This window comes from Pontibacillus sp. ALD_SL1, from assembly GCF_017355605.1.
Genome location: NZ_CP062974.1, coordinates 683,645 through 706,905 on the forward strand (window position 1 = coordinate 683,645; position 23,261 = coordinate 706,905).

Annotated in this window: 24 protein-coding genes; 18 read left to right on the forward strand and 6 right to left on the reverse strand. The window is 40.0% G+C overall.

Annotated features, from left to right (window positions below; all coding sequences use genetic code 11):
- Positions 1-12: 12 nt before the first annotated feature.
- The 4 genes from IMZ31_RS03455 to IMZ31_RS03470 all read left to right on the forward strand — a co-directional run bounded on the left by IMZ31_RS03455 (position 13) and on the right by IMZ31_RS03470 (position 3,596).
- Positions 13-1,056 (forward strand): ribonucleotide-diphosphate reductase subunit beta, encoded by a 1,044-nt coding sequence (locus IMZ31_RS03455; RefSeq protein WP_207529226.1) that lies wholly within the window; start codon positions 13-15, stop codon positions 1,054-1,056.
- 153 nt (positions 1,057-1,209) lie between these two features.
- Entirely contained in the window at positions 1,210-1,977 is a 768-nt protein-coding gene (locus tag IMZ31_RS03460; protein ID WP_207529227.1) for a nucleotidyltransferase domain-containing protein, read from the forward strand.
- Between the two features lie 586 nt (positions 1,978-2,563).
- Positions 2,564-2,896, forward strand: coding sequence for a MerR family transcriptional regulator (locus tag IMZ31_RS03465; protein WP_207529228.1), 333 nt, complete (start codon positions 2,564-2,566; stop codon positions 2,894-2,896).
- Positions 2,880-3,596 carry a class I SAM-dependent methyltransferase gene (locus IMZ31_RS03470; protein WP_207529229.1) on the forward strand — a complete coding sequence of 239 codons (717 nt, stop codon included), beginning with the start codon at positions 2,880-2,882 and terminating at the stop codon, positions 3,594-3,596. The genes IMZ31_RS03465 and IMZ31_RS03470 overlap by 17 nt, the downstream gene beginning before the upstream one ends.
- A 63-nt stretch (positions 3,597-3,659) precedes the next feature.
- Here the strand turns inward: IMZ31_RS03470 and IMZ31_RS03475 are convergent, their stop codons facing one another.
- A complete protein-coding gene (locus IMZ31_RS03475) occupies positions 3,660-4,007 on the reverse strand; it encodes a winged helix-turn-helix transcriptional regulator (protein ID WP_305849400.1) in 348 nt (115 codons plus the stop codon).
- 120 nt (positions 4,008-4,127) lie between these two features.
- On the opposite strand from IMZ31_RS03475, the gene IMZ31_RS03480 reads away from it, so the two are divergent.
- Entirely contained in the window at positions 4,128-4,622 is a 495-nt protein-coding gene (locus IMZ31_RS03480) for a lactoylglutathione lyase family protein (protein WP_207529230.1), read from the forward strand.
- A 59-nt stretch (positions 4,623-4,681) separates the two neighbouring features.
- Here IMZ31_RS03480 and IMZ31_RS03485 read toward each other — a convergent pair whose 3' ends face one another.
- On the reverse strand, positions 4,682-5,734 hold the full coding sequence (locus tag IMZ31_RS03485) for an acyltransferase family protein (RefSeq protein ID WP_207529231.1): 1,053 nt from the start codon (positions 5,732-5,734) through the stop codon (positions 4,682-4,684).
- Positions 5,735-5,958: 224 nt separating this feature from the next.
- On the opposite strand from IMZ31_RS03485, the gene IMZ31_RS03490 reads away from it, so the two are divergent.
- The 7 genes from IMZ31_RS03490 (at position 5,959) to IMZ31_RS03520 (ending at position 11,926) form a co-directional block, all read left to right on the forward strand.
- Positions 5,959-6,690 (forward strand): MerR family transcriptional regulator, encoded by a 732-nt coding sequence (locus IMZ31_RS03490; RefSeq protein ID WP_207529232.1) that lies wholly within the window; start codon positions 5,959-5,961, stop codon positions 6,688-6,690.
- A 147-nt stretch (positions 6,691-6,837) separates the two neighbouring features.
- Positions 6,838-7,113 (forward strand): hypothetical protein, encoded by a 276-nt coding sequence (locus tag IMZ31_RS03495; RefSeq protein WP_207529233.1) that lies wholly within the window; start codon positions 6,838-6,840, stop codon positions 7,111-7,113.
- 308 nt (positions 7,114-7,421) lie between these two features.
- Positions 7,422-8,108, forward strand: a complete 687-nt coding sequence (locus IMZ31_RS03500; RefSeq protein ID WP_207529234.1) for a response regulator transcription factor — start codon at positions 7,422-7,424, stop codon at positions 8,106-8,108.
- Positions 8,105-9,157 carry a sensor histidine kinase gene (locus tag IMZ31_RS03505; RefSeq protein ID WP_207529235.1) on the forward strand — a complete coding sequence of 351 codons (1,053 nt, stop codon included), beginning with the start codon at positions 8,105-8,107 and terminating at the stop codon, positions 9,155-9,157. Before IMZ31_RS03500 ends, IMZ31_RS03505 begins: the two co-directional genes overlap by 4 nt.
- A complete protein-coding gene (gene msrB / locus IMZ31_RS03510; protein ID WP_207529236.1) occupies positions 9,154-10,251 on the forward strand; it encodes a peptide-methionine (R)-S-oxide reductase MsrB in 1,098 nt (365 codons plus the stop codon). Before IMZ31_RS03505 ends, msrB begins: the two co-directional genes overlap by 4 nt.
- Before the next feature lie 337 nt (positions 10,252-10,588).
- A complete protein-coding gene (locus IMZ31_RS03515; protein ID WP_207529237.1) occupies positions 10,589-10,816 on the forward strand; it encodes a DUF2553 family protein in 228 nt (75 codons plus the stop codon).
- A 552-nt stretch (positions 10,817-11,368) separates the two neighbouring features.
- Entirely contained in the window at positions 11,369-11,926 is a 558-nt protein-coding gene (locus tag IMZ31_RS03520; protein WP_207529238.1) for a metal-dependent hydrolase, read from the forward strand.
- Here IMZ31_RS03520 and IMZ31_RS03525 read toward each other — a convergent pair.
- Entirely contained in the window at positions 11,918-12,607 is a 690-nt protein-coding gene (locus tag IMZ31_RS03525; RefSeq protein ID WP_207529239.1) for a YczE/YyaS/YitT family protein, read from the reverse strand. The two genes, IMZ31_RS03520 and IMZ31_RS03525, sit on opposite strands and share 9 nt — an antisense overlap.
- Before the next feature lie 298 nt (positions 12,608-12,905).
- On the opposite strand from IMZ31_RS03525, the gene IMZ31_RS03530 reads away from it, so the two are divergent.
- Together IMZ31_RS03530 and cls are read left to right on the forward strand one after the other, a co-directional pair.
- Positions 12,906-13,895, forward strand: coding sequence for a nucleotidyltransferase domain-containing protein (locus tag IMZ31_RS03530; protein ID WP_207529240.1), 990 nt, complete (start codon positions 12,906-12,908; stop codon positions 13,893-13,895).
- Positions 13,896-14,008: 113 nt separating this feature from the next.
- Positions 14,009-15,514, forward strand: coding sequence for a cardiolipin synthase (gene cls / locus IMZ31_RS03535; protein WP_207529241.1), 1,506 nt, complete (start codon positions 14,009-14,011; stop codon positions 15,512-15,514).
- Positions 15,515-16,203: 689 nt separating this feature from the next.
- Here the strand turns inward: cls and IMZ31_RS03540 are convergent.
- From IMZ31_RS03540 to IMZ31_RS03550, 3 genes are all read right to left on the reverse strand, one after another.
- Entirely contained in the window at positions 16,204-16,605 is a 402-nt protein-coding gene (locus tag IMZ31_RS03540) for a hypothetical protein (protein ID WP_207529242.1), read from the reverse strand.
- A 158-nt stretch (positions 16,606-16,763) separates the two neighbouring features.
- Positions 16,764-18,254 carry a gluconokinase gene (locus IMZ31_RS03545; RefSeq protein ID WP_207529243.1) on the reverse strand — a complete coding sequence of 497 codons (1,491 nt, stop codon included), beginning with the start codon at positions 18,252-18,254 and terminating at the stop codon, positions 16,764-16,766.
- A gap of 16 nt (positions 18,255-18,270) precedes the next feature.
- The gene (locus IMZ31_RS03550; RefSeq protein ID WP_207529244.1) at positions 18,271-19,128 is read right to left on the reverse strand and encodes a MurR/RpiR family transcriptional regulator; all 858 of its coding nucleotides are present in this window, start codon (positions 19,126-19,128) and stop codon (positions 18,271-18,273) included.
- A gap of 198 nt (positions 19,129-19,326) precedes the next feature.
- On the opposite strand from IMZ31_RS03550, the gene gnd reads away from it, so the two are divergent.
- The 4 genes from gnd (at position 19,327) to IMZ31_RS03570 (ending at position 23,217) form a co-directional block, all read left to right on the forward strand.
- Positions 19,327-20,223 carry a phosphogluconate dehydrogenase (NAD(+)-dependent, decarboxylating) gene (gene gnd / locus IMZ31_RS03555; RefSeq protein ID WP_207529245.1) on the forward strand — a complete coding sequence of 299 codons (897 nt, stop codon included), beginning with the start codon at positions 19,327-19,329 and terminating at the stop codon, positions 20,221-20,223.
- Between the two features lie 33 nt (positions 20,224-20,256).
- The gene (locus IMZ31_RS03560; RefSeq protein ID WP_207529246.1) at positions 20,257-21,303 is read left to right on the forward strand and encodes a TRAP transporter substrate-binding protein; all 1,047 of its coding nucleotides are present in this window, start codon (positions 20,257-20,259) and stop codon (positions 21,301-21,303) included.
- A gap of 97 nt (positions 21,304-21,400) precedes the next feature.
- Complete coding sequence (locus IMZ31_RS03565) at positions 21,401-21,940, forward strand: TRAP transporter small permease (protein ID WP_036787913.1); 540 nt, start codon at positions 21,401-21,403, stop codon at positions 21,938-21,940.
- A complete protein-coding gene (locus tag IMZ31_RS03570; protein WP_188654086.1) occupies positions 21,937-23,217 on the forward strand; it encodes a TRAP transporter large permease in 1,281 nt (426 codons plus the stop codon). Before IMZ31_RS03565 ends, IMZ31_RS03570 begins: the two co-directional genes overlap by 4 nt.
- The last annotated feature ends 44 nt before the right edge of the window (positions 23,218-23,261 follow it).

Below are 23,261 nucleotides of genomic sequence, written 5' to 3' on the forward strand. Positions count from 1 at the left end.
GGGGAGAGAAGCGTGACGACTCAAATACAAAAGAGAAACCTATATGATATCGATTCTCCAAATCGATCAACGGCCATTATAAATGGAGAAAGTTCAAACGTATTGAACTGGGATGATGTACGTTTCAGCTGGGCCTATCCGATGTATAAGAATATGCTAGCAAACTTCTGGATTCCAAATGAAATCAATATGGCGAACGATCTGAGGCAGTGGGGTGAACTGAGTGATCAAGAGCAGGATACGTTCAAAAAGATTATTGGACTCTTGGCCTTTTTAGATTCGATACAGACAGATTACAGCGGGAAAGTAGCCGATTACTTAACAGATTCAAGTTTAACAGCTCTGATGCAGGTGCTGTCATTTCAGGAAGTTGTTCATAATCAGTCCTATTCCTATGTATTATCTTCACTTGTTGATAAGCAAGAACAAGATGCCATATTCGAATATTGGAAGCATGATGAAGTCCTGCTAGAACGAAATGCGTTCATTGCGGAAGGCTACAGAGACTTTGTCGAAGAGGAATCTGTCGAGTCATTCTTAAAGTCGATTGTATATGACGTTGTATTAGAAGGCCTGTTCTTCTATGCAGGATTCGCCTTCTTTTATAATTTAGCGCGTAATCAAAAGATGGTTTCAACGAGCACGATGATTAATTATATTAACCGTGATGAACAAATTCACGTTAATTTGTTCGAGCATATATTTAAGGAAGTGCTCGCGGAGAACCCTGAATACAAGACCGGTGAATTGATGCAGTTTATAACGGATACATTTAAGGAAGCAGCGGACCTAGAGATTAAATGGGGGCGCTACATTATAGGAGATGATTTTGAAGGGCTATCGATGCAAGAGGTGGAGGACTATATCAAATTCATGGCCAATAAACGTTGCAAAGAACTTGGCGCAGAGAAACCGTTTGAAGGCTACTCCAAAAACCCTCTTAAATGGATAAAGGCCTATCAGGACGTCAACAGCGGAAAATCAGACTTCTTCGAACAGAAATCACGCCAATACACAAAAGTCCACTACCAGGACAACGGATTCGATGACCTCTAACGTGGTACACTAAACCAAAACAAACAAAACCGTGCCAGACACCCTTTAGCAGGATAAAGGGTGTCTGGCACGCGCTGTTGCTTTAGAGCGATGAAGGGTGTCTGGCACCCTTTCACCCTTTAGTGTTGTGCAGTGATGAGGGGGGATGTTTATATGGTGGATGAAAAGTTAAGGGAGATCGAGAGGGAATATGGCGTGAAGGTGTTGTACGCGTGTGAGGCTGGTAGCCGGGCGTATGGGCTTGCGAATGAAGCGAGTGACTATGATGTACGGTTTATTTATGTACACCCTCTTGATTGGTATTTATCCATTGATGAGAAGCGGGATGTCATTGAAATGCCGATCTCTGATCAATTGGATATGAGCGGTTGGGAGCTACGAAAGGCATTGCATCTTCTTAGGAAGTCGAATCCATCGATTCTTGAGTGGCTTCATTCTGATGTTGTTTACGATGAAGATGAAGATTTTATGAATGCATTAAGAAACATCACCCAGAAGGCATTCAACCCGATAGCGGTACTGCATCATTATCACAAAATGGCGAAGCGGAATTTGAAAGAAATGGGGCAAGGGAATGAGGTAGCGGTTAAGAAATACCTTAATGTAGTGCGCCCAGTGTTGATGTGCTCCATGATTATGAAATGCGGTCACTTTCCTGGTACTAACATTCAATATGTTGTGAATGCACTAATTCTTAATAAGCATTTAAAGGAAGAGTTGAGTTCTCTATTAGAAACCAAAACATGCAGGCCAAGTCAAACTAAGATAGATCGCCTTTCTCTTGTAGATGCCTTTATTAAAGAGCAAATGGAAGAAATAGAATTCTATTTGCGGGATGCTGAAGGAGAAAGTGTAAATATTAAAGAGGAGTTAAGTGATCTTTTTAGAAGTACAGTTAAACAAGGTGAAGAATCGGAGTAAGGTTAGGTTGCACAAGAAAAGGCGTTATAATTTGATTATTTAACGTGTACTGAGACATAAGTTTTTCTTTAAAAGCTTGAGTTAGTTTATGAACTATAACTCAAGCCTTTTTGTTTGAACAATCATTTAGGATGGCTATCAAGTAGCTTTTTATAAATCAAATAACATTTTTCCCGTAATTGTAAACCACAAATTCTCTACAAATCCAACCAGTATCACGGCTGCAAGGAAAGCAAATATGGACAAAATGATTTTACTTCGTTTATTGATCTCTATAAAAGGTTTGTAAATCCTTTCTATTTGACTTATAAAAGGAAATAAGATTAAGGTAGCAAACATTATAGCTAGGAGGTCTACCTTATTAAACGGTGGGCTAATGTAATGGTTGAATATGACATTTAGTACAAAACCAACGCTAAAGATAAACATCTGAAATAAAAAGAATAAGAAGAACTTCTTCATGACATGACCCCGATCTTTTATAGATAGGTTCATTATACATAAATAAAAAATTCCAAAAAACCTCTTTACCTTAACGTAACGTTAACGTTTACGATAGATTTATAAACAAAAGGGGGAAGATGTTTTGAAAATAAAAGAAGCCGCTAACCGGTTAAACACCACACCGAGAACGATTCGTTTTTATGAGGAAAAGGGATTGATACAGCCTGACAAAGGAGAAAATGATTATCGCTCCTACAATGAACATCATCTATGGAGACTCCAGACGATATTGTCGCTAAGAGAAGTGGGTATGTCCACAGAGCAAATTAAACACACGCTTCAAAATGAAGAAAAGGTTGAGCGTTATTTAAATGTCCAACGCTCGGCGCTATACGAAGAATGGTTAGAAATTAAAGATATGATAGGCACAATCGATCAAATGTTACATAAGAGTGCGGATGAAGGTTTTTGTTAAAGAAGATATCTTCGCGCTAGCTAATCAGTTAAAAAGCATCAAACAAAAGCGCAAAGGGTGGCAAGACGAGTGGGATTTCAACAGTCAGGCACGGGATTATGATGAGAGTCTGAAAATGAATGGCTATCGTTTTAATGTGCATGAAAATTATGACCAAGCTCTAGCAAAAGCTATTGAATTCGTACATCCAAGAGAAGGTGAAACAGGTGTTGATATCGGTATTGGCACAGGGAATCTTGGCTCTCAATGTATTCCCCTTGGTACCCATGTCATAGGCGTGGATCAGTCTGATGAAATGCTGAGTGTATGTAAGGGAAAGCACCCGCAGATCGACGTTCGTCATGGGCATTTCCTGGCGCTCCCTGTCATGGATGGTGAGGTTGATTTTATTACAACAAGCTATGCCCTTCACCATGTGACAGAGGGAGAAAAAGAATTAGCACTCAGGGAGATGGATCGTATTTTAAAGCCGAATGGGCGGATTGCGATCGTGGACCTTATGTTTGCTAATCAACATGATCGTGAGCGTGTTATAAGTGATTTCAAAGAAGCAGGCAACCAGGAAGCGATCCTTGCTATTGAGGATGAATACTATGCGGATCGATCGAATTTGGTAGCTTGGTTTGAACAGCTTGGGTACGAGATTCACATTCATCCATTTAACGATATTTTGCATATGGTGTACGCAGAAAAACAGTAGGTCCTTACTCTAAAAAACACTCAGACCTTAAGGTCTGAGTGTTTTCGTTATTTTATCGGGATGTTACCCGCAAAAATCTTCACCATTCGCCGTTCCCCAATCATGCATCGCTTGAAGGATCGGCATAAGGGTTGTCCCTTTATCTGTTAATGTATATTCTACCTTAGGAGGAATTTCATCATATTGTTTACGGTGAATAAAGCCGTCTGTTTCTAATTCTTTCAGCTGCTGGGTTAATACTTTATGCGACACACCTGGTAATAAACGTCTGAGTGCATTGTATCGGTAGGTGCCTTCTGTCCCCAGGTGCCAAAGGATAACAGGCTTCCATTTTCCGCCCATTTTTTTAAGTGTATATTGAATGGAACATTTTAACTTTCCGTGCTCATCTGTTAAGAGAGTCTCGTCCACCTTCTGTGCCCTCCTTTTCTTACTTTTAGGTTAGTCTCTAACATAAAAGTGCATACTTACATACTGAACTATACGTATATACAATAACAATTGTCAAAAGAAAAACAGGAGGGAAAAGACATGCAACCATATCCAAGAAACTTCTCACACATTGGTCTATCAGTACCTGACCTTGAAGAAGCGGTTAAGTTTTATACAGAGGTATTTGGGTGGTACGTCATTATGGAACCGTCTCCGGTTTACAATGATGATACACCAGTAGGTCAAATGTGCCGTGATGTTTTCGGCAATGACTGGGAGGAATTCCGTATTGCCCATTTATCTACAGGAGACCGCATTGGGATTGAGCTATTCGAATTCGGGAACAATGAAACACCAGAAGACAATTTCGAATATTGGAAAACAGGAATTTTCCACTTCTGTATCCAAGACCCGAATATTGAAGAGATCGTTGAAACGATTAAATCTTATGGCGGTAAGCAGCGCATGCCCATTCGTGAATACTACCCAGATGACAAGCCGTATAAAATGGTATATGTTGAAGACCCATTCGGCAACGTCTTTGAAATCTATACGCACAGCTACGAGTTAACGTACTCTGCTGGTGAATATTAAGAATAGGAACCCCCTAGTTTAAATACTAGGGGGGTTCTTGTATGAGAAAGGTTCCGGAATTAGCTGTAATTCGTCTGGATCGTTTTTCTTTTCTCTTTGAGATTCTTCAAGTATATAGGGAGGCTCTTCAATAGCTTTTTAAAAGCGATGATGCCTTCTCCTACCACAACATATTTGGCTATAGAAATAATAAATCGTTGAGAGAGCAGTTTAGCTATCATGTATGCTAATGGTAAGGATAAAAGTATAAGCCAGTACGAGAACTCATCCCCCCAACCGCTATCCCTCATCCATTCCACAAGAGGTAAATGTAAAATATAAATGAATGCTGTTCTTCTTCCCCCTATTGTAAATGGTTTGTTTGTTTTCGGGATCCAAGGAAGAAAAGCAACGACCCCGAGGCCCATAATAATGTAAAAGATCACTCTTAACCCAATACCATTGATTGCCCCAACATCCATTGTGTGAAAAGAGCTTCTTCCTAAAAGAAAATCCCTGGATAAATCAAGAGGAAGAAGGCTTAACATGATGAAGGATGACGCGACAGAAAGGATCGACCATTTTTTTGCTTGGATTCCTTTGAATTTTTCAAAGGCCCTTTTGTCTAAGTAATAACCGAGTAGGAAGAAGGGAAAGAATACAAATGTTCGCGATAGGCTAAATTCATGTCCGGCTCCTTCAACTAATCCAATCCCGATACCGGCTACAATGGCAGTGATGACAGGATTATGCAGTTTGGTGAATATAAACAAAAGCAAATTCCACCAGTATAAGCTTAGTAGGAACCACAGCCCGAAACTTGGTAATAACCAGTTGATACTATGCCAATGGTCCAAATTGTACAAGACTTGAAAGATCAAAAATGGTACAAAAAGACGAATCGTGATTTTCTCTATATATCCCGTTTCTAAAAACTTTTTAGAGAAGAAACCTGTTAATAAAATGAGGGCAGGCATCCTAAAAGAGGTTAAGAAATTATTCATAAAATAAATGATGTTGCTGTCATTCTTAAACGGACTAATGATGTGGCCTAAAACGACTAAAAGAACCAATATAAAACGAGCGTTGTCAATGTAAGGGTCTCTCTTTGACTTTTTTATAGTTTGACTCATGATGGCTACTTTCACACTACCTTTATTTATTTTTGCACATACTTGTCTATAGTAACAAACTTACATTCTATAGTGGAGAATTAAATGATAATGCTAGATCAAAAGAATGTATAACGTAAAACAAGGGAGTCTTTCTAATATTGAAAAAAGAAGCTATTGTAATTGTTATTGACTCTCACGTTACGTGATAGCTTATAGTTTTTATTAGGAAGGAGGCTCACACCATGTTGAAAGTAAAAGAGGTTGCTGATTTAACAGGGATTAGTGTGCGGACGCTCCATTATTACGATGAGATTGGTCTACTGTGCCCTAGTGAGACGACAGATGCGAGTTATCGAATCTACTCGAATACTGACCTTGAAATGCTTCAGCAAATCCTTTTCTTTAAAGAAATGGGGTTCTCTTTAAAGAAAATTAAAGAAGTTATCCATTCTTCTGACTTTGACCGTATCGAAGCGCTAGAGCTGCATCGCAATCTTTTGATTGAAAAGAGAAATCGGTTGGATCAAATGGTTAAAACGGTGGATAAAACCATTCAGCACGCAAAAGGGGAGATGACAATGACGAATAAAGAAAAGTTTGAAGGGTTTGATTTTAGTCAAAATCCTTATGAACAAGAAGCACGGGAAAAGTATGGGGATCAAGCGGTAGAGGAATCTAAACAAAACATCGTCAAAATGAATCCAGAGAAGATTAAAGAAGAAACGGGTATTATTTTTACGAAACTTGCCAAGTTACGGTATGACGCTCCTGATTCTGATGAAGCGCAAGGTACAATCGGAGAGTGGTATCATTTTCTAAACCGTATTGGCGAGTATTCTCCGGAAGCTTTCAGAGGGCTAGGGCAATTGTATATAGACGATGAGCGATTCACTCAGAACATTGATCAATACGGAGAAGGCTTAGCTGCTTTTATGAAAGAAGCCATGGCACATTACGCAGACAGAAAAAAATAACAGAAGGACTACTTCTTGCGCGCGTATAGGTCTGATTCAAACCAGAGTCTCTCATTTTCGAGCCTTATGATAAGAGGAAACTAGCCATATTTGTCGAATGATCAATAATGAAGGGTTTAAGGATATTAAGCAGCTAGGAGGCTTTCTTTGAATTTGTTTATTATTATTGCATTCGGGAGTGCTCTTAGTATTTCCGTTATGTACAGCCTGATTAAAGGGAAGGATTCTCGCACGAAGGCGATTTACAATAAAAGTTATTTTACTGTGATCGTACTTAGTATCTTTAGTGCATTACTATTAACCCCCTATCATAACTACAATCCAAATCTTTATAGTGGGGGATATGGGGTATTGTTTATTCTGTCCATCGTTGTTGGTTGTATTGCATTAGTAGGGTATTTATTAAGTTCCAACTATGAATAATCTAAGAAGCGTTTAGAAATGAAACAAAGCGATTAACGTGATGCACGTTAATCGCTTTGTTATTTGTGCATTATAGTGGCTTTGTGTTTTTATCTCTAATTGTTGGTATGATAATACTCAATATGAAACAAGTAGAAAAAGAGGAGCAATAAGTGAAGAATAAGGTTGAAAGAAAGGTCAGAAGTTTATAGAAATTTAATCTTTTAGTTATATATTGTAAATAAGTTTTCGTTAAGATACTGATGAAGCGCGTAGAAAGATAACGTATGTAAGTGGTATAAAGATGTTGAATAGAGACGGGTGATGTGATGAGTTATACAATTCTTTTAGCAGAGGACGATGAGAATATTATTGATGTATGTAGACGGTATTTAGAAAAGGAAACGTATTCCGTCATTGTCGCTAGAGACGGTCAAGAAGCGACAAACAAATGGAAGGAATCGAAACCGGATGCTATCATTTTAGACATTATGATGCCAATCAAAAGTGGGCTTGATTTAGCAGAAGAAATCCGATTCGAGGAAGAAACCCCGGTTATTCTATTAACAGCCCTAGGCCAAGAGAAAGATCGCCTTGCTGGTTTGTCCATTGGTGTTGATGATTATATAACAAAACCATTTAGTCCTCGTGAACTCGTTTTGAGGCTTAAAAATGTCATGCGACGTTATGATTTTCACGGGAAGGATCAGATCCAGCAATTTGGTTCCGTAACAATTGATGCTACAAAAAGAGCGGTTTGGAAATCTGATCAACTGATTGAAACAACGGCTAAGGAATTTGATTTGCTCTGGTTTCTTGTTCAACACGAAGCCCAAGTCTTCTCGAGGTCGCATCTTTTAGAGAGGTTATGGGGGTTTGATTATGAAGGAGATCCCAACACCATTAACGTGCACATTCGAAAACTCAGAGAAAAAGTAGAAGAGGATCCAGCTAAACCTGTCTACATTAAAACGGTTTGGGGTATTGGCTATAAGTTTGAGAGGCAAACTTCATGAAACTTAGAACCATATTAATCTTTTCAAACTTGTTATCAATCTCAATCATTATCATTTTCTTGCTCATTAGCTATGTGCATATGTTCCTTTCAACAGATGTCATCTTACTATTGTCACTGATTACAATTGGAGCCGGCCTAGTCTCGATTGTTTCACACTTGATTGTTACGCATCCCTTATTAAAAGGGGTGAGAGAACTGTCTGAGACATCCAAGAAGCTAGCAGAGGGTGAGTTTAATACTCATATTGAAGAGTCAGGGCCTAAAGAGTTTAAGGAACTAGCTGCAAGTTATAATCGTATGGCAGATGACTTGAATCAAATGTTTCAAAAAGTAAAAGAGTCAGAAGCATTTAAGCAAGACTTAATCGCTAATATGTCCCACGATCTCAAAACACCTATTGCTTCTATTAATTCGTATGTAGAAGCTCTCCAGGATGATGTTATAGAAGATAAAGAAACAAGAAGTGCTTATTTAGCTACGATTCATACTGAAACAAAGCGTGTTTCTCAACTCATACAAGAGTTATTAGAACTCTCTCAGTTAGAGAGGAATGAAGGAGCTTTAAAGACGGAGTTCATTCATCTCGACCAAGTAGTTATTGAAACCTTGCAGGAGTTTGACATTCTTTTACGAGATAAATCTTTGCAACTTGATGTGAAGTTAGATGATGGATTGAAACCTGTTCAAGCCATGCCTAATCAGCTAAAGCGTGTACTGAGCAATTTGGTTGAAAATTCCATTCGTTATACGCAAGATGGAGATAAAATCACGTTGCATATCTCGCAAGACATGTTTGAAACACGTTTTACACTAGAGGATACAGGTCCTGGAATTGAAGAAGCCGATCAGCAACATATATTTGAAAGGTTTTATCGGGTAGAGAAATCGAGAAACAAAAGTTACGGTGGTTCAGGTTTAGGACTGGCGATTTGTAAAGAAATCGTTGAGCGCCACGGAGGGGAAATTGGTGTGAAAAGTCAGCTCAATGAAGGGACCGTATTTTGGTTTACACTACCATTCAACATGAAGGAGGAAACAACAAAATGAAACTAAAGTGGATTCTTTCTGCCGTTGTTGTCATCATATTGGGGATAATTTTCATTCCGATGGGTTATAAATATGTGTTTGAACGATCAACAGGAAGTGAAGCTGTAAATGCTGATGAATATGAAGCGGTAGCCACATTCGCAGGTGGTTGTTTCTGGTGTATGGAGCCTCCTTTTGAGAAGTTAAATGGAGTAAGCGAGGTCCTATCCGGTTATACAGGTGGAGATATGGAGAATCCATCCTACAACGATGTATCATCAGGTTCTACCGAGCATATTGAGTCGGTGCAAGTGCATTATGACCCGGATGTCATCAGTTACGAAACTCTTCTTCAAGTCTTTTGGAGACAAATCGACCCAACCGATGATGGAGGTCAGTTCGTAGATCGCGGGTATCAATACACGACGGCGATCTTCTATCACAGTGAAGAACAAAAGAAAGCTGCCGAAGCTTCTAAAGAAGAGTTAGCGGAGTCAGATCGATTTGATAAAGAAATCGTGACTCCAATCCGTGAAGCGAAAACGTTTTATAAAGCAGAAGATTATCACCAGGATTATTATAAGGAAAATTCAGTTCGCTATAAGATTTACCGCAGTAATTCAGGACGGGATCAATATTTAGAAGATACTTGGGGAGACGACTTAAAGGTTGATCTCCCAGGTAATTATTCAGATGAAGAGTTAAAAAAGATGCTTACAGATATGCAGTATAAAGTGACTCAGGAAGACGGCACAGAGCCTGCGTTTGATAATGCCTATTGGGACAATAAAGAAGAAGGCATTTATGTAGATATTGTTTCTGGAGAGCCCTTGTTCAGCTCTAAAGATAAATATAAATCAGGCACAGGTTGGCCGAGTTTCACAAAGCCGCTAGTGGAAGAGAACGTTGTAACGAAACCTGATCCAGGATTATTTGGAACACGGACTGAAGTTCGAAGCAAAAAGGCGGACTCTCACTTAGGGCACGTATTTGAAGATGGTCCTGAACCAACTGGTCTTCGCTATTGTATGAACTCCGCAGCACTTGAATTCATTCCAAAAGAGGAGATGAAGGAAAGGGGTTACGGTGAGTTCTTGAATCAATTTGAAAAATAAGATGGATAAGGGGGAGCTGGAGTAGTACTTCGGCTGCCCTCTTTTGTTTTGTGGGTAGGATTCCCTGGTAGTAATAGAGAAGTTATATAGGTAAGAGGAGGGAGAACGTAGATGCTTTATTGGGAGTTATAACCTCTAAAGATGAGACGTAATAAAGGTTTACATTTCCGTCAATAAAAGTCTGAATATTCGTTCTTTTTGTCGCTTCTTCTTTATATTTATAGAGTAAGAGAATATAAAGGAGGGGAATAGAGGCTATATTACATCTTTTCTAGTTTAGGTTACAGGCCTTTGTCTTTTGCCCTGAGTTATGAGTAACCAATGAGGGAGGAAAAGGATGAGAAAAGTCGAGATCACTGAGCGTGTGGTAGGGAAAGTGAATGGAGATGGTTTCGAACTGTTCCTTAACAAGGACCGTATTGGTGAAATAACGTTTCGAAATAACAAGAAAGAGTACGTGCTTCAGTCCGGGTTTGTGGCGGAAGGACACCGCATATATAAAGTGGAAGAAGCAGGCGAGCCAGTCACTCAATTCGTTCATGATTGCGACTTAGGTTGGTGCTAATCTAGTGAGAGGTGCTCTAGCGAACGTTGCAGAGCACCTTTTTTATTAGGCTCTGTTGATGTTTAGTTATTTTTTTACATATCTTATGTGGAAGGCTTGAAGGTGAGATATTTTAGCAGGAAAGGGCCGTTACGTTTGATGAGTGGTGGGGCTTGCTCGGGGACAACTCGCTTTCCTGCGGGGAGCTCGGAAGCCTCCTCGTTCGCTGTCGCTCTCTGTGGGGTCTTCCCTAGGCTCCTTACCCCGCTGGAGTCTCGCAGTCCCCGAGCAAGCCCCGGCTTAAACAGGTTAACGGTCCCTCGATTGCATTAGGTGACCCTATTTCTCTCATATTGCTTGTTTCCGTTCATCCAAATATCGAAAAGGTGGGCCTGGAAACTGCGAGACTCCCGTGGGCAGAAGAGCCTAGGTGAGACCCCGGAGCCCGGCTTTGCCGGGTGAGGAGGCTCACCAGCTCCCCACAGGAAAGCGAGTGGTTTCCAGGCCCACCTTACACTCAATGAAAGCAAACGGAAACATTCTCTCAGCCTCGAGAAAGGAGTCTGTTCCAAATTGAATACATTACATCATGGACTTTGGACGTATATCGCACTGCGCAAGGAGAAAGAAGCCGTTCCTTATGCGATTGTGGGAAGTGTTTTTCCTGATTTTATATACTATATTATGTTCTTTTATATCTTAATTTTTGGAGATATTTTCACCGCTACTGCGATACAAGAGTTAGGTTGGGGTGGTGTGGTTCACGATTTAGCACATGCTTTATTCGCTCATCCTGTAGTTGAGGTGTTAAGGCAGGCAGGGCATTCAATCTTTATTTGGGGAATTGCTTTTGCTTTGGTTGTTTATTACAAAGGATGGAAGATGAATAAATGGACAGGCTTTATGTATGGTTGGCTTGGTCACGTTGTTATTGATTTACTTACACATGTTAATGATGCGATACCCATTTTTTATCCAGTTAGTGACGTAATTATAAGGGGACCCGTATCATACTGGGACAGGAGTTACTATGGAGATATCTTTTCTTTAGTAAACGGAATCTTAATCGGTTTGGCTATTATCTATTTGATTATAAAAAAAGTGAACGCTAATAGAAAGCGTTCACTCTAATACCGAATCTTGTTTTTTTGAAGCTTTAGAGTGACTGAGTCGCTCTACAAAGCCTGTGATCTCATAGAAGTATTGAATAATAGGTCCGAGGAACAAGGCGGTAATGACTGTTCCTAATCCAACCACATCCCAACCGCCAAGATAAAGACCTAGGCCAGCAAGGGCAAATTCAAAGAGGATTCTTACTACTCGTTTAGATTGGTTTGTCTTCTCATTTACGATCATCATGAAGTGATCAACAGGAATATGAGGGAATGGAGCACGTAAATACATTCCGATTCCAAGCCCCATAAACACGACGCCAATAACAAATACACCCCATTGAGCCCAAAGCACGTCAATACGTGTATTGTTTAACACGTTATACAACCACAGGTTTAATGTCCATCCTCTTAAAAGGATGGGTAATAATGATTCAAAACGAGGTCGTTTCCCTTCAATCTTGGCATTTACAAGGACAAGGACTATGAATCCAATTATAAGTAAGTAACCAATTTTGATATCAAATCGCTTAGATAATCCAAGCGCTACACTATCCCCTGGAGCTACGCCTACAGTTGAGATAACAAGAAGTGCTAATCCTAGGCTAGAGATTACAATACCGAATAAATAAAGGGAAAATTGTAACCATTTTTGTTTCGAACCTAGGTAATTGTGATACATTTCGGAAAGTTTAGACATGTTGAATCTCCTTTTTTCAGATTCGCCTTTTGAAACGTCTGTGGAAAGGGTATACGTATCAGTATGAGCAATTGATGATGCTTACTGTACTAAGGATAAAGCAAAATCAGTAAAAAATGAACTCAAATGTATAGATTATCCCTATTATACCCAATGAGCCTTTTGTTTAGATAGAGAGAATGATTTTTCATTATAGGGTCTTTGAATTGATTTTGTACTCACATATAAAGATAACGATCATACGGTATGCGGAGATTGTCAGTTGCACGAAACTATTTTGAATGAGGGGGAAAAAGGGATGTATCCTCGAAATTATCGGTTTTTAGAACTGGCTAAGGAATTTGTTCAACAGGAGCTTGTATATAGCACTTACGCCATTTTAGTTGGCTCTGTAGCTAGAGGAGAAGCTGATAAGTACAGTGACATCAACATTATTTGCTATACAGGCAGGGAGCAATATTTGGGAGATCGCGTCATTTTTTATAGAGGAGAGTATATTCAACTTCACACGAAATCGATTTTGGAATTTCCAAATAAAGAGTTGTTGGCGTACAACCCATGGCACTATCGCTTCCTAAGTGAGTCTATTATTTTAAAGGATACAAATGCAGAATTAAGTAAATTACAGAACTGGGCCAAGTCTTATTTTTCCTCCATCAAAGGGGAAAAAGGATCCATCCAGGATGTTGAAAGGTTAATTGAAGGGCGTATAAAATACGCAGAAGACCAAGTCGGGGCAGGACGAGCATTTGGGGCGACGCATGCCGCTCTTGCAGCATTCACAGAGGCCATGCTATTACATCAATTTATATACGAGAATAATGTAAGTTTAGGTCATATTGTCACGCACTTACGAAAGCTTGATCGATCGTCTGAAATTATGGATGTATTGCCATTTTCCCCTGCTTCAAGAGTTACCTTTGAGGAAGTAGCTCAAGTGATGACCAAGCTTCGCGCATATCTTCGTAAATCTGGATTTAATCATGTAGGTGGTTTATCAGAACTTGAAGATGATCTCTGGTCAAGAAAGGCTAAAAGAAAAGCGGAAGAAGGAGACGAAGCAAATGTATTATGGCATGCCTACAACAAAGCATTCGCCCTCTTACTTGAAACGTCTCAGGATAAGGAATTTGAAGATTACTTCAAAACGATGCCGTCACATCTTAAGAGGAGTTTAGAGGAAATCGGCTTTATTTCCTTACCACCCCACGATATTGAAGGATTGCTAACCTATACGAAATACGTTATAGACGATTCTAAACATAAGCTTAAAATGGAACAAAAATAAAAGGCCGCTAAGCATGCGGCTTTTTAATCTTCCTAAGAGAGATTCGTTTGAGGAGATGATCCTCAGGGAAAACGTTCTTAGTCAGAAGAAAATCTCTTGAAAAGGAGATCATTATGAAACCTCAAATACAACTTACTTTACTCGTTTTACTAGGCATCGCTTTTTTGGGTGTATTTTTACTTCCGCTTAGCTTTATGTTTCAACTAATCTTCGCTCTTTTTTACATAGGAGCTATTTTAGTCATATCTTTTTATATTATTTTGGAGCGTAGGTCATCGACAAATACGCTAGTGTGGATCCTTTTGATTCTCCTTCTTCCAATAGTAGGTTATTTCTTTTACATTTATTCAGGGCAGCTTTCACGACAAGGGATTCTATTCCAGGATAAGAGAAAGAAAGCTCAAGAAGTGTTTGATGAAGAAGAGCCGGAAACAGAAAAAAAGGATATTCAGCCATTAAATGGCCCGCAAGAGCGCATTCGTAAAATAGTAGAATCCTATGCACAAACGCCTCTCCGTAATGATAATCACGTCAAGATTTTAACAAACGGTCAAGAAGCTTTCCCTGAAATAATGGAAAAGCTAAAACAAGCGAAATCATTTATTCATATGGAATATTACTTATTTAACAGTGATGAAACAGGCCGTGAAATGAAAGAAATTTTGAAACAGAAGGCTCAAGAAGGAGTTACTGTTCGTCTTCTCTATGATTCTGCAGGTAGTTTGAAGCTGAAGAAAAAAGACGTGAAAGATATGCAGCAAGCAGGTGTTGAAGTGCATGTATTCTTGCCAATTGCTAGTGGACTTGCAACACAAACATTTAACTTCCGAAACCATCGAAAGATTATTGTCATTGATAATGAAATTGGATTTGTCGGAGGAATGAACGTAGGGGATGAATACCACGGAATTAGCGAAGAATTTCCAGACTGGCGTGACACACACATGGTCTTACGTGGTGCTGCCATCAAGGACCTACACCTGATCTTTCTTGTTGATTGGTGGTATATCACGGATGAGAACTTGGTCGAACAATATAGTACAGAAGCCATACCAGAACCAGAACAATCTAATACAAATACTCAAGTGGTTCCAAGTGGTCCTCATAATGAACATCAAATTATGAGAGATGTGTATACGACACTAATTCACAGTGCCAAGAAGTCTGTTAAGATTGCCACACCATACTTTGTACCCTCAAGGGAAATTCACACTGCCCTTCGAATAGCAGCACAGCAAGGTTTAGATGTTAAATTACTCATTCCAAAACCCTCTGATAACTGGCTAACCTATTATGCTGGCCATTCGTATTTCCCTGAGCTTCTTGAAGACGGAATTCAGATCTATTTATATGAGAAAGACTTTATGCACCATAAAATTATGATTATCGATGATGAAACAGCATCAATCGGTACGGCTAATATGGACTTACGAAGTTTTTATCTAAACTTTGAGGTAAATATGATCTTATATGGAGGAGAGCCTGTCGATAAGTTGATTGATAATTACTATAAAGACTTAGAAGAGTCTAGTGAAGTAATTTACAATGAATTTGCAAAGCGAAAGACTTCAGAGAAGTGGAAAGAAGCCTTCGCCCGACTCTTCGCACCTCTGCTATAGAGAAAAGAGCATCACATTGCAAGCAGCAATGTGATGCTCTTTTATGTAGATCTTACCTGTCCGTTACGACAAAAGTGCGTGGGCTGGATGGAGGACAACTCGCTTTCCTGCGGGGAGCTGGGAAGCCTCATCGTTCGCTATCGCTCTCTGTGGGGTCTCCCCTAGATTTAAAGTGCAGGAGTGGTGCCTAGGACCGTACGGATAAGTCAGCTTTTTGGAAAAGGCGATTAGCCTTTGTAAAAAAGATGGCTTATCTCGCTAGGTCCTCCACTCCGGAACTGGATAGGCTCCTTACCCCGCGGGAGTCTCGCAGTCCTCCATCCAGCCCTGCTTGAAAGTAGGTGAACGGACCTTCGGAGAGAATCATGGATCCCTACACTCCCCTTCAGGCATGTTTCCGTTCTCTTTTCTACGTCAAAGGTGGTCCTGGAAATTGCGAGACTCCCGTGGAAAAGGGGATTCCGAGATCCCGCAGAGAGCGAAGCGAACGAGGAAGCTCGGGAGTTCGTCCACAGGAAAGCGAGTGATTTCCAGGACCACCTTTCTCTTCAATAACGCTAACGGCAACATTCTCTCAACTTCGATTACTCAAGATTACAGCCTTTCCCCTGATAAATTGCACAAAAAACAGTTTAAGCAAAGGTCGTTCTTGAAGCGAAGTGGTAAAGGCTTGAACTATTTTTGGAGTGTTACTTCTTTCGTGATGGTTGTACTAAAAACGTTAGTACAAAAAACAAAGCAAAGCTTACTAGTACAAGCGTTCCTCCTACGATGTAGAAGACGGTTGTGAAGCCTTTAGCAAGTTCTAACGGGTTTACCATGTACAGCCACATACCAAGTGTTAGGCCAGTGGTGCCGATGATGGCGGTCCAGGCGTGTGTTTTTGCTAGTTTTATAAATCGGGTTTCGAAAAGTTGATAAAAGGCGGACCAGGCAAATAGAGATAACCACCCTACGACTAAGATGTGAGCGTGAATAGGGCGAAGGGCATAGGCTCCTCCTTGTGAACCGGCCATATGTGAACCGATGAAGGCTCCGATTAAACCGAATAGGCCCGCGAATCGTAGTAACAATAGACTTATAGAATTCATAAACATTTCCTCCATATCATCAATCTTCGTGTTTCTAACTTTATCATAGTTGTAAAGTTAGAAAATATGCTAGTCCGAATGTTCAAAAATTCGACAAAGGTTTGCTGGTGTGGTCAAAAGGAAAACCCGATTCTCTCGAGTAGAGAGGAATCGGGTTTTTATATGCTCTGAAGTTGTTTCAATTGGTTCATTATAGCAGGGTAAAGTTCTTTGTAAACTTGAAACATTTGTTGGTAGGTTTGATGGTGTTTCTGGTTTGGTTCAATCGTTTCATTCATAGGGATAGACGTTTTAATACTATGAAGGGATGGAACTTCCCCTAAGCTATAAAGTGCAGTCCAGGCAGCTCCCCATGCTGAACTTTGATGACTTTTGGGGATCTGTACTGGTTTCCCGAATACATCGGATAGCATTTGGGTCCATAAAGGACTTCTTGCAAATCCTCCACTTGCGTACAAGGAGTCGTGCGAGTGTCCTAATCGTTCTAGTTCGTGAGCGATATGGTAGATGCTAAAGATTACACCTTCCATTCCAGCCCTTACCATATGTTCTTTTCCATGAGTAGAACGTAAACCTATGAAGTTGGCTTTTGCACTTGCATCCCAGAATGGAGCGCGTTCTCCATTTAAATAAGGAAGGAAAAGTAATCCATCACTACCTGGGTTCACTCTTTCAGCCATATGGTTGAGTTGGTCAAATGAAAGGGCGTATCCTTCATTTGAGAATAGATCTTTCAACCAATTAAGCACGATCCCGCCATTATTTGTAGGACCTCCTGTAATCCACAAATCCTCTGTGAAACTGTAACAGAAGACGTCCTGCTTTTCGTCAACAGCTGGAGCCGAAGCAAATTGGCGAATCGCTCCGCTTGTCCCAATGGTAACGGCTGTTTCTCCTGGTTCAATAGCTCCGATGCCTAAATTGGCCAAAGGACCATCACTTCCCCCGATAATGAAAGGAGTACTAGAGGAAAGTCCCATATGTTCTGAAGACTCTTTAGAAAGCCCTTTCATTTCATGCGTAGCAGGAACTATTTTTGAAAGTTGATCTCTTGAGATGCCAGCAAGTGTAAGGGAGGTTTCGTCCCAATCCTGCTTATGGATATCATACATACCAGAAGAGGCTGCAACAGAATAATCCACGACAAACTCCCCGAACCATTTGTAAAGTAAATATTCTTTTATTGATACATACTTATAGGCCTTTTGATAAGGCTCGTAATGGTGGTTCTTCATCCAGATGAGTTTTGATAGAGGGGACATTGGGTGTAGCGGGGTACCTGTGCGCAAATAGATCATTGAATGGTTATCTTTGAGGTATTCTGATTCATTTACACTTCTTCGGTCTGCCCATGTAATAGAAGGAGAGATCGCTTGCCCTTGTTCGTCCACACAGAGAAGCGAGTGCATAGCTGAGGACAAGCCCACTCCTATAACATCCTCTTTTTTGATTGAACCTTTATCCATTGCTGATCGAACAGAGTCCATAGCCGCTCTGGTAATAGCGTCTCCATCTTGTTCGGCGTATTCGGGTGCTGAGTGAAGAAGGTCATATCCTTCCTCGTGTTCTGATAGGACATGCCCCTTTTTATTAAAAATAACAGTCTTCGTGCTCGTGGTACCGATATCAAGTCCAATAATGTATCTCATGGTTGAAAAATCCTTTCTACATTCTTTTTAACGAAATGGCTTCTCTCATTTTCTTGATGGCTTCTTTGGATTGGTCTTGATTCTTCATACAGTAGTTAACATAAAGGGCATCAATAATGGTTAACTCAGCAATTCTTGAAGCAAGAGCTTCTGATCGATATTCTGTCTCTTGAGCAGTGGTGTACAAGCAATAGTCAACCCGTTTCGCCAAAGCAGATTTAGCTAAGTTTGTGATGGCGATGGTAGTAACTCCTCGTTGCTGTACCACATCAACAACATCCATTATGTCTTTATTAGACCCTGAATGAGAGATTAGAATAGCCACGTCTTCTGAACTCATCTGTGAAGCAGCCATGACTTGTAGGTGTGATTCACTGTAAGCGTGTGATGGTATTCCTGTGCGTATAAACTTGTGCTGGCCATCCATCGCTACAATCCCTGATCCTCCTGACCCGAAAAAGCTTATCGAGCGGGCATTCGAAATAACATCAACAACAGATTTCATGATTTGTTTATCCTGTAACTCTTTGGATTGTTCTAGTGCATTCATATTCGCTTTAAATACTTTTTGAGTGATGTCATATTCAGAATCTTCTTCAGTAATCGTTTCATGAATGTCTTGGATGGGGTTAACCAATTCAGATGCTAAAGCGATTTTCATAGCTTGATATCCCTTGAAGCCTAAGCGCTTACAAAAACGAAACACCGTTGCATCTGCAATTGTTAGGTCATCCGCAATTTGATTAATAGTAGAATGAAGAATCCTTTGAGGATCTTTCATCATATAATCTGCGATAAGTTTTTCTTTTTCACTTAATTGATTATATATAGCGCGAGTTCGCTGAATCACGTGCATCGATGCTGTCTCTTGCATACGAATCCCTCATTTTTCTAAGAATTTAATACATTAAGTGTAAACGATATCAAAAAAGAAATGAAGATTAATTACGAAAAAAAATTTCATGAAAACGCTTGCTACGAAAAAAATTTTATGTATAATTGGAATTAACGAAAAAATATTTCGCGAAAACACTATGAATATAGTTGTTTGCATACAGAGAGGGGTCATTCTATGAAACTAGGATTAATTGGACTAGGAAAGATGGGGTATAACTTAGCCTTAAATCTTTTAGACAATCAACATGAGGTTGTAGCAACAGATGTAAACAGCAGCCAGGTAGAAAATATTGCAAAAGATGGCGCGACTCCGGCGCAATCCATTGTAGAACTTGTTAACAAATTAGAAGCACCGAGAACGATTTGGATGATGGTTCCGGCGGGAGAGATTACAGAACAAGTATTATCCGAATTGAAACCGCTTTTATCCGAAGGCGATCGCGTGATTGACGGTGGAAATTCGAACTATAAAGATACACTGCGCCGCTCTGAAGAAATGGACGCATACGGAATTCATTACTTTGATGTTGGAACAAGTGGCGGAACAGAAGGTGCTCGTAACGGGGCTTGCTACATGATTGGCGGAAATGAAACAGAATTTAGAAAGATTGAAGCCATTTTTCAAGATACAGCAATTGAAAGCGGTTACCATTTTGCGGGACGTACAGGCAGTGGTCACTTCTTGAAGATGGTACATAACGGAATAGAATACGGCATGATGCAAGCCATTGGTGAAGGCTTTGACATTTTGGAAAAAAGCCCGTTCGATTACGACTATGAGCAAGTGGCGAATGTTTGGAACCACGGATCAGTTATTCGTTCATGGTTAATGGAATTAACTGAGAGTGCATTTAGTAAAGATGCAAAATTAGATGACATTCGTGGGGTAATGAATTCTTCCGGTGAAGGAAAATGGACGGTTGAATCGGCACTAGACTTACAAACTGCTGCACCGGTAATCGCGTTATCCTTAATGATGCGCTATCGTTCCCAAGAAGACGATACTTTCACAGGAAAAGTAGTTGCTGCCTTACGTAACGAATTCGGCGGACACGCGGTCGTGAAGAACTAAATAACTAATCATAAGACAAAGGGGAGACTGAGCATGAAACGTTTATTAACTGTAGCTCTAACTGCAATGCTTATTCTAGTATTAGCGGCTTGTGGAGGAAAAGAGTCTGAAGGCAATAGTAGCTCCAATGGTGATGGAAGTGATTCTGGAGAAGAGAAAGTGATTCGTGCAGGTATCGGGCTAAACGACAAACACCCTCAGTATAAAGGCTTGTTAAAGTTTAAAGAAATCGTTGAAGAAAAGACGGATGGTTCTATTAAAGTTGAAACGTTCCACAGCGGCCAGCTTGGCGATGATCGTACGATGATTGAGAACTTACAAATTAATAGCCAGCAGGTGGTTATTCCATCTACAGCACCAATGGCGAACTTTGTTCCTGAATTTAGCGTATTTGATATTCCATTCCTATTCCCAAGTGAAGATGTAGCTGATCAGGTATTAGATGGAGAAACAGGAAAGAAAATTCTAGATAAACTAGAAGGACAAGATTTAAAAGGCTTAGCTTATTGGGAAAATGGTTTCCGTGACCTGACTAACTCGAAGCGTGCCGTTTCTTCTGTAGAAGATTTCGATGGTCTTAAGATTCGTACAATGGAAAACGACTTGCATTTAGATGCGTTTAAAGCATTAGGCGCGAACCCTACACCAATGGCATTCACTGAACTATTTACAGCAATGCAACAAGGAACTGTAGATGGACAAGAGAATCCATACGCAACGATCTATTTACAGAAATTCTATGAAGTTCAAGACCACGTTTCAAATACGCACCATATCTATAGCCCATTTGTATTCTTAATGAGTAAAACATTCTTTGATAACTTATCTGAAGAGAATCAGAAGATTGTCAAAGAAGCAGCAGAAGAAGCAGGGGAGTATGAGCGTAAACTTAACCGTGAAGCGAACGAAAAATACCTTAAGAAGTTACAAGAAGAGGGTATGGAATTCACAGAGATTACAGACGAAGCACGTGAAGAAATGAAGAAGAAAGTACAGCCAGTTGTAGACGAGTATAAGAGTAAAATTGGCGAAGACATTGTAGACGAAGTCTATAAAGCCGTTGAAGAAGCTTCAAAATAAAGACGAATACAAGGGTTTCCTGGCTCTAGACCACACCTTATCCAGGTGCCCTTTTTTCTGCTAATGTAATTGACAAGCATGATCTGAGGTGAAAACGATGAGATTACTAAAATTAATTGATCAACGATTAGAAGAAGCTTTGTTAGTTGTATTTTCTTCAGTCATGGTATCCGTAATCTTTCTGCAAGTAGTGATGAGGTTAGCGGGGAATTCACTTTCCTGGTCTGAAGAGTTGGGTCGATATTGCTTCATATGGCTTGTCTACATCGGGATCAGCTATGGTGTTAAGAAACAACGCCATTTAAAAGTCGACGTAATGCTTTTGGTGTTAAAAGATAAAGGAAAGCTAATTCTATCTATCTTGTCTAATCTGCTGTTTTTGGTTTTTGCTATTATTGTGATGAAGTACGGATCAGCTATTGCGATGAAGCTTTTATCGTTTGGTCAACAATCTCCAGCGTTACATATACCGATGGGTCTTGTTTATTTATCAGCGCCAATTGGGATGGGCTTAGCAGCAATCCGACTGCTTCAAAATATCTACAAGCAATTTAAGATGCTGATTGGAAAAGAAGAAATGAATGTATCTGGTGACCGCGAAAGATTGCAAGAAGAGAAGGGAGGAGTCGAAGCATGACAGCGGGTGTTTTATTTGGAAGTTTCACTCTGTTTCTCTTATTAAGTGTTCCTATTGGAATAGCGCTAGGGTTATCATCGCTTGCGACTATCCTTTATACAGGAGCTCTTCCACTAGATTTTCTTATGAAGGAACTCGTGACAGCGGTAGACTCCTTCCCAATCATGGCAGTACCTTTCTTTATTCTAGCAGGTGAGATCATGGGGAAAGGTGGCATATCAGAACGCCTCTTTGATTTTGCAAACGCCTTGGTTGGTAACAAAACAGGTGGCTTTGCTATGGCTACCATTGTTACTTGTATGTTCTTTGCGGCTATCTCGGGTTCTGGACCTGCAACAGTTGCCGCCATTGGGGGAATCATGATTCCAGCCATGGTTCGTAAAGGATACGATAAGCAGTTCGCTACAGCTGTAGTTGCTGCAGCGGGTTCAATTGGAGTCATTATCCCGCCAAGTATTCCAATGGTTATTTACGGTGTAGTTGGTGGTGCTTCAGTTGGTAAAATGTTTATGGCAGGAATTATTCCTGGCATCTTAGTTGGAGTTGCACTAATGATCTGGGCTTATATTTATTCCAAGAAACACAATTATGGTGGAACAGGAGAGAAAATGACACTTAAAAACGTGTTTACTTCTTTCTGGGAAGCCAAATGGGCCCTTATTATCCCTGTCATTATACTAGGTGGTATTTACGGCGGTTTCTTCACACCTACTGAGGCAGCTGTAATTGCCGTAGTATACAGCCTGATTGCAGGTTTATTCTTGTACGGGGAATTGAAAGTGAAGCATATTCCGAAATTATTAATTGATTCTTCACTAACTACTGCAACAATCTTAATTATTGTAGGTACCGCAACAGCATTCGGGCGATTGCTTACAATTGAACGAATTCCGGAACAAGTGGCCAGCTTTATGTTATCTGTAAGTGATAGTAATATTGTTATTATCTTAATGATTACCATCCTTCTTCTAATTGTAGGTTGCTTCATGGATACATTAGCTGCCATTATTATTCTTACACCGATTTTACTGCCAATTGCTACGAACTTAGGTTACGACCCGATCCACTTTGGTATCTTAATGGTTGTAAACTTAGCGATTGGATTTATTACACCTCCTCTAGGGGTTAATCTATTCGTAGGTTCGGGAATATCTGGGCTCTCAATTGAAGAACTTTCAAAAGCGATTCTACCGTTCTTTATAGCTATGTTAATCTCGCTTGGCCTGATTATCTTTATTCCACAACTATCCTTGTGGTTAGCTAATTTGGGAGGATAAGCACTTAACAGGATTCTTTACAATATGTAAAGAATCCTCGTTAT

Excerpts from the sequence above, each read along its gene's own strand:
- IMZ31_RS03530 (WP_207529240.1), top strand. The coding sequence starts at position 12,906 with ATGTATCCTCGAAATTATCGGTTTTTAGAACTGGCTAAGGAATTTGTT.
- IMZ31_RS03470 (WP_207529229.1), top strand. The coding sequence starts at position 2,880 with ATGAAGGTTTTTGTTAAAGAAGATATCTTCGCGCTAGCTAATCAGTTA.
- IMZ31_RS03540 (WP_207529242.1), bottom strand. The coding sequence starts at position 16,605 with ATGAATTCTATAAGTCTATTGTTACTACGATTCGCGGGCCTATTCGGT.
- IMZ31_RS03570 (WP_188654086.1), top strand. The coding sequence starts at position 21,937 with ATGACAGCGGGTGTTTTATTTGGAAGTTTCACTCTGTTTCTCTTATTA.
- IMZ31_RS03505 (WP_207529235.1), top strand. The coding sequence starts at position 8,105 with ATGAAACTTAGAACCATATTAATCTTTTCAAACTTGTTATCAATCTCA.
- IMZ31_RS03490 (WP_207529232.1), top strand. The coding sequence starts at position 5,959 with ATGTTGAAAGTAAAAGAGGTTGCTGATTTAACAGGGATTAGTGTGCGG.
- IMZ31_RS03500 (WP_207529234.1), top strand. The coding sequence starts at position 7,422 with ATGAGTTATACAATTCTTTTAGCAGAGGACGATGAGAATATTATTGAT.
- IMZ31_RS03550 (WP_207529244.1), bottom strand. The coding sequence starts at position 19,128 with ATGCAAGAGACAGCATCGATGCACGTGATTCAGCGAACTCGCGCTATA.
- IMZ31_RS03460 (WP_207529227.1), top strand. The coding sequence starts at position 1,210 with ATGGTGGATGAAAAGTTAAGGGAGATCGAGAGGGAATATGGCGTGAAG.
- IMZ31_RS03485 (WP_207529231.1), bottom strand. The coding sequence starts at position 5,734 with ATGAGTCAAACTATAAAAAAGTCAAAGAGAGACCCTTACATTGACAAC.
- IMZ31_RS03560 (WP_207529246.1), top strand. The coding sequence starts at position 20,257 with ATGAAACGTTTATTAACTGTAGCTCTAACTGCAATGCTTATTCTAGTA.
- IMZ31_RS03515 (WP_207529237.1), top strand. The coding sequence starts at position 10,589 with ATGAGAAAAGTCGAGATCACTGAGCGTGTGGTAGGGAAAGTGAATGGA.
- IMZ31_RS03565 (WP_036787913.1), top strand. The coding sequence starts at position 21,401 with ATGAGATTACTAAAATTAATTGATCAACGATTAGAAGAAGCTTTGTTA.
- cls (WP_207529241.1), top strand. The coding sequence starts at position 14,009 with ATGAAACCTCAAATACAACTTACTTTACTCGTTTTACTAGGCATCGCT.
- msrB (WP_207529236.1), top strand. The coding sequence starts at position 9,154 with ATGAAACTAAAGTGGATTCTTTCTGCCGTTGTTGTCATCATATTGGGG.
- IMZ31_RS03545 (WP_207529243.1), bottom strand. The coding sequence starts at position 18,254 with ATGAGATACATTATTGGACTTGATATCGGTACCACGAGCACGAAGACT.
- IMZ31_RS03480 (WP_207529230.1), top strand. The coding sequence starts at position 4,128 with ATGCAACCATATCCAAGAAACTTCTCACACATTGGTCTATCAGTACCT.
- gnd (WP_207529245.1), top strand. The coding sequence starts at position 19,327 with ATGAAACTAGGATTAATTGGACTAGGAAAGATGGGGTATAACTTAGCC.
- IMZ31_RS03525 (WP_207529239.1), bottom strand. The coding sequence starts at position 12,607 with ATGTCTAAACTTTCCGAAATGTATCACAATTACCTAGGTTCGAAACAA.